This is a genomic window from Actinophytocola sp., from assembly GCF_035712165.1.
Lineage (GTDB): Bacteria > Actinomycetota > Actinomycetes > Mycobacteriales > Pseudonocardiaceae > DASYTH01.
On sequence record NZ_DASTBH010000383.1, the window covers coordinates 1 to 4,449 of the forward strand.

Consider the following 4,449-nt stretch of genomic DNA (forward strand, 5'->3'; position numbering starts at 1 on the left):
GCCGGCGTTCCCGCGAGGCGCGGGACGGCTTGGTCGGCCGCCGGGCGGCGGCCGGGGGTGCGGCAGCGGCGCGGAGCAGGTCGGCCAGCCGGTCCCGGGCGGCGGCGCGGTTGGCGAGCTGGGCGCGGTGCTCGCTGGCGGCGATGGTGAGCACGCCGTCGACCAGCCGGCCGGACAGCCGGTCCAGCATCCGCGGCCGCAGCCAGTCCGGCACCGACGGCGAACGAGCGATGTCGAAGGACAGCTCAACCCGGCTGTCGGCGGTGTTCACGCCCTGGCCGCCTGGCCCGGACGACCGGGAGAACCGCTCGCGCAGCTCGGTCGCCGGGATCACCAGCGACCGGGTCACGGGCAGGTTCTCGGGCATCCCCACAGGTTAAGCACCCCCACCCACCCCGCGAAACGCCATTTCGGCAAGCCCGTACCCGCCCACCCTAGAAGCGCGGGTGGTCGCCGCGGAGGGTGACGGGGGCTTCCTCGTCCGGGTTGGGGATGACGTCGCCGAGCACCCAGGCCGGCACGTGGCGGGCGGTGAGGATGGCCAGGGCGCGGTCCACGTCGGCCGGCTCGACGACGGCGACCATGCCGACGCCCATGTTGAACGTGCGCTCCATCTCGGCCCGCTCCACCCGGCCGCGCTGGGCGATCATCGAGAACACCGGTGCCGGGCTCCAGGTGCCGCGCTCCAGCACGGCCCGCAGCCCGGGCGGGATCACCCGGGCCAGGTTTCCGGCCAGCCCGCCGCCGGTGACGTGCGCGAACGTGCGCACCTCGGTCTCGGCGGCCAGCGCCAGGCAGTCCTTGGCGTAGATCCGGGTCGGCTCCAGCATCTCCTCGCCCAGCGTGCGGCCGAACTCCTCGACCATGCCGTCCAGCCGCATCCGCGCGATGTCCAGCAGCACGTGCCGGGCCAGCGAGTAGCCGTTGGAGTGCAGCCCGGAGGAGGCCATCCCGATCACCACGTCACCCGGCCGGACCCGGTCCGGACCGAGCACCTTGTCCGCCTCGACCACACCGATCCCGGTCGCCGACAGGTCGTAGCCGCCCTCGGCCATCAGGCCCGGGTGCTCGGCCGTCTCCCCGCCGAGCAGCGCGCAACCGGCCTGCACACAGCCTTCGGAGATGCCCTTGACCAGCCCGGCGACCAGGTCCGGCAGCACCTTGCCGACCGCGATGTAGTCCTGCAGGAACAGCGGCTCGGCCCCGCACACCACCAGGTCGTCGACCACCATCGCGACCAGGTCGATACCCACCGTGTCATGGATGCCCAGGGCCTGGGCCACCGCCGTCTTGGTGCCCACCCCGTCGGTCGAGGAGGCGAGCAGCGGCTCGGACCACCGGTCCAGGCGCAGTTTGAACAGGCCGGCGAAGCCGCCGATCCCGCCGATCACCTCGGGCCGTTGGGCGCGCTGCGCCCACGGCTTGAGTTGTTCGACGGCCGCCTCGCCGGCTTCGATGCTCACGCCGGCGGCGGCGTAGGTGGCGGGTGGGGGTTCGGAGGAGGCGTCGGTCATCGGTCCAGTCGAATTCGGTCGGGGTGGCCACAGCGTCAGGGTCGCTGCAATGCCTCCTCGGCACCGTACCCGGCGGGCAACACCGGCGTGGCGGAGCCGCCGATTCCCCGGCCGAGACCCTCCAGCCGGAACTTCCCGGCCATCGCGTCCTGCGGCAACGGGATCGGGTAGTCACCGTCGAAGCACGCCGAGCACAGCCGCGTCCTGGGCTGCTCGGTCGCCGCGATCAACCCTTCCAGGGACACGTAGCCCAGCGAGTCGGCGCCGATGGACCGCCGCACCCCGTCGGCGTCCAAGCCGTTGGCGATCAGCTCGGCACGCGAGGCGAAGTCGATCCCGTAGAAGCACGGCCAGCGCACCGGCGGCGACGCGATCCGCACGTGCACCTCGACCGCGCCGGACTCGCGCAGCATCCGCACCAGCGCCCGCTGGGTGTTGCCGCGCACGATCGAGTCGTCCACCACCACCAGCCGCTTGCCCCGGATCACGTCGCGCAGCGGGTTGAGCTTGAGCCGGATGCCGAGCTGGCGGATGGTCTGCGACGGCTGGATGAAGGTGCGGCCCACGTAGGCGTTCTTGACCAGACCCGACCCGTACGGGATGCCGGAGGCCTGCGCGTAGCCGATCGCGGCCGGCGTGCCCGACTCCGGCACCGGGATCACCAGGTCGGCCTCGGCCGGCGCCTCGTCGGCCAGCCTGCGGCCGATGTCCACCCGGCTGGCGTGCACGGACCGGCCGCTGATCGTGGTGTCCGGCCGGGCCAGGTAGACGAACTCGAACACGCAGCCCTTCGGCTCCGGGTTGGCGAACCGGGACGAGCGCAGCCCGCCCTCGTCGATGGCCAGCAGCTCGCCCGGTTCGACCTCCCGCACGAACGAGGCGCCGACGATGTCCAGTGCGGCGGTCTCGCTGGCCACCACCCAGCCCCGGGCCAGCCGGCCGAGCACCAGCGGCCGGACCCCGTGCGGGTCGCGCGCGGCGTAGAGCGTGTCCTCGTCGGCGAAGACCAGGCAGAACGCGCCGCGCACCATGGGCAGCAGCTCAAGCGCGGCCTGCTCCAGCCCGCGGTCGGCCGCCGTGGCGGCGAGCAGCCCGGTGAGCAGGTCGGAGTCGGTCGTCGCGCCGGTGCCGGTGGCCACCCCCGCGGCCTGCGCCAGTTCCAGCAGGTCGGCGGTGTTCACCAGGTTGCCGTTGTGCCCGAGGGACAGCCCGCCGCCGACTCTGGTGGTGCGGAACGTCGGCTGGGCGTTCTCCCAGGTGGTCGAGCCGGTGGTGGAGTAGCGGCAGTGCCCGACCGCGACGTGCCCGCGCAGCGAGGACAGCACCTGCTCGTCGAAGACCTGGCTGACCAGGCCGAGGTCCTTGAACACCACGATCTGCTGGCCGTCGGACACCGAGATGCCGGCCGCCTCCTGCCCGCGGTGCTGCAACGCGTACAGGCCGTAGTAGGTGAGCTTGGAAACCTCTTCGCCGGGGGCCCAGACCCCGAAAACTCCACATTCCTCTCGGGGCTCGGGGTCGGATCCAGCGTCGAACTGGTCGGTAGCCACCGAAGCGTCTCCAGGGGGTGGGGTCAGCTATGTCCCCGAGTGTAGGTGCTCCGCAGGGCCATCCGGGCTACCCGGAAGGGTGGGTCGCCCCACACTCCAAGATTCACAACCGCACAATGGGGAGGAACCGGGCCAGGTCCGCCCGGGTGCCGGATGCTGTCACCCGGCCGGCACGCACCGCGTCCGTCCACTGTAGACGGCCGGCGGCCAGCTCCAGCCAGGTGCGCGGGTCGGTCTCGATCACGTTGGCCGGGGTGCCCCGGGTGTGCCGAGGCCCCTCGACGCACTGCACCGCGGCGAACGGCGGCACCCGGACCTCGACGGTGTTGCCGGGCGCGAGCTGGGCCAGGGTGCGCAGGCTCAACCGCACCGCGGTGGCCACCGTGGCCCGGTCCGGCTGCTCGCCGCCGGAGAGCCAGGGTTGCACGGCCGCCATCCCCTCCCGCAGCTCATGCGGATCGACGGCGCGGCGCACTTAGTCCTCGGCGGTCTTGGTGATCTCGGTCAGCAGCTGGTCCAGGTGCTGGATCAGCTTGCGCGAGTCGGCCGGGGAGATCGTGGTCCACAGCACCCCGTCCTGGGCGGCGCGGCGGATCTGCACGTAGCGGCCGTCCTCGGTGTCGAAGAACGACACCACCCGGTCGGCCCGGAGCCGGCGGCCGAGCCGGTCCCGCGCGGCGGCGCCGAAGTTGCCGGTGCCGTGCACGTCCTTGATCATGCCGGCCAGCGCGTCCGCGTCGTCGGGGCGCACGCCCCGGTCCAGCAGGGCCGCGTGGAACCCCTGCTGGGTGCCGCCCGCGGCGTTGGCCGCGGCCTCGAAGTCCGCGCTGCGCAACGAAACCGACTGCCCGGTGCCGGCCGGACGGTCCGGCAGCAGCTCGACGGCGAGCGCGGCGAGGTTGCCGCCGGAGGCGCGGCGCAGCGTGACCTCGTCACCGGCCAGCACCGCGATCGCGGCGGAGTTGCCGGCCGCGGCCACGATCAGCCGAACGCCGCGTTCCACGTAGGCGCGGCCGTCGACCTCGCGCTCGGGCCGGGACAGCAGCCGCAACACGTAGTCGATCTCCGGGTGGACCGCGACCGGCCGGCCGAGCCCACGACCCTCGAGGTCGGACCACGCCCGCTGTTCCAGCGTGGCCCGCTCCTCGTAGGTCTTGCCGGGTGAGGGCACCTTCACCACCAGCGGCATCGAGCCGAGCTGAAGGTGCTCCCACAGCACGTCGAACTCGAGCGCCGAGATGACCACGGGATCGTGGTCGACCTCCGGTTCGGTCCCCAGGCCCAAGATCGTCACTTCTCTTCCAGGTTCGGGTCCTCACCGATCACCGCGGGAGACACCATGCGGTCGTCGCCGAACACGTCGGTGGTCTCCAGCAGGTAGTCCG

At 72.8% G+C, this 4,449-nt stretch carries 5 protein-coding genes; all 5 read right to left on the reverse strand.

Annotated elements, in window-relative coordinates:
• A partial coding sequence (arfB, locus tag VFO68_RS21170) for an alternative ribosome rescue aminoacyl-tRNA hydrolase ArfB (protein ID WP_325160083.1) occupies positions 1-367 on the reverse strand: 367 nt, incomplete at its 3' end.
• A gap of 67 nt (positions 368-434) precedes the next feature.
• Complete coding sequence (purM, locus tag VFO68_RS21175) at positions 435-1,514, reverse strand: phosphoribosylformylglycinamidine cyclo-ligase (protein WP_325160084.1); 1,080 nt, start codon at positions 1,512-1,514, stop codon at positions 435-437.
• A gap of 35 nt (positions 1,515-1,549) precedes the next feature.
• On the reverse strand, positions 1,550-3,064 hold the full coding sequence (gene purF, locus VFO68_RS21180) for an amidophosphoribosyltransferase (protein ID WP_325160085.1): 1,515 nt from the start codon (positions 3,062-3,064) through the stop codon (positions 1,550-1,552).
• 103 nt (positions 3,065-3,167) lie between these two features.
• Positions 3,168-3,500 (reverse strand): sterol carrier family protein, encoded by a 333-nt coding sequence (locus VFO68_RS21185; RefSeq protein WP_325160087.1) that lies wholly within the window; start codon positions 3,498-3,500, stop codon positions 3,168-3,170.
• A gap of 39 nt (positions 3,501-3,539) precedes the next feature.
• Positions 3,540-4,358, reverse strand: coding sequence for an ESX secretion-associated protein EspG (locus tag VFO68_RS21190; protein ID WP_325160086.1), 819 nt, complete (start codon positions 4,356-4,358; stop codon positions 3,540-3,542).
• Between the last annotated feature and the right edge of the window lie 91 nt (positions 4,359-4,449).

What these genes read in the sequence shown, in the direction of transcription:
- purM (WP_325160084.1), bottom strand. Translation starts at nt 1,514, where the DNA reads ATGACCGACGCCTCCTCCGAACCCCCACCCGCCACCTACGCCGCCGCC.
- VFO68_RS21185 (WP_325160087.1), bottom strand. Translation starts at nt 3,500, where the DNA reads ATGGCGGCCGTGCAACCCTGGCTCTCCGGCGGCGAGCAGCCGGACCGG.